This window comes from Allobosea sp. 01N443 (genome assembly GCF_056399325.1).
The window spans coordinates 1-718 of the sequence record NZ_JBFTRC010000416.1; the positions used below are offsets into that span (position 1 = coordinate 1).

Sequence of the window (718 nt, forward strand, 5' to 3'; positions counted from 1 at the left end):
GCTGCCCCTTCAATTGCGAGTTCTGTGACATCATCGAGCTCTATGGGCGCGTGCCGCGTACCAAGACGAACGCGCAGGTCCTGACCGAGCTCGAGGCGCTGCATGCACTCGGCTATCGCGGCCATGTCGATTTCGTCGACGACAATCTCATCGGCAACAAGAAGGCGCTCAAGCAGTTCCTGCCCGACCTCAAGCGCTGGATCACCGAGAAGGACTTCCCCTTCGAATTCTCGACCGAGGCGTCGATCAACCTTGCCGACGATTCCGCCCTGATGCAGGCGATGAGCGAGGCCAATTTCTTCACGATCTTCGTCGGCATCGAGAGCCCCGATTCCGAGACGCTGATCTCGATGCAGAAGAAGCAGAACACAAGGCGCAGCCTGCAGGAGAGCGTGCACAGGATCTACCGGGCGGGGCTGTTCGTGAATGCCGGCTTCATCCTCGGGTTCGACAGCGAGAAGGGCAGCGTCGCACGCGACATGATCGCCTGTATCGAGGATACCGCGATCCCGGTCTGCATGGTCGGTCTGCTCTATGCGCTACCCAATACCCAGCTGACGCGGCGCCTGGAGCGCGAGGGCAGGCTCCAGATACCAGATGACACCGCCCCCGCACGGCAGTTCGGCGATCAGTGCACCGCTGGCCTCAACTTCGAGACCAGTCGCCCGCGCCGTGCCATTCTGGCGGACTACAAGGCCGTTCTCGAGGCCGTCTATGC

Annotated in this window: 1 protein-coding gene; it reads left to right on the plus strand. The window is 61.7% G+C overall.

What is annotated here, in order from left to right; all coding sequences use genetic code 11:
• Positions 1-718, plus strand: a 718-nt coding sequence (locus tag AC1DRP_RS36770) for a B12-binding domain-containing radical SAM protein (RefSeq protein WP_476771166.1), incomplete at both ends; no start/stop codon positions are given.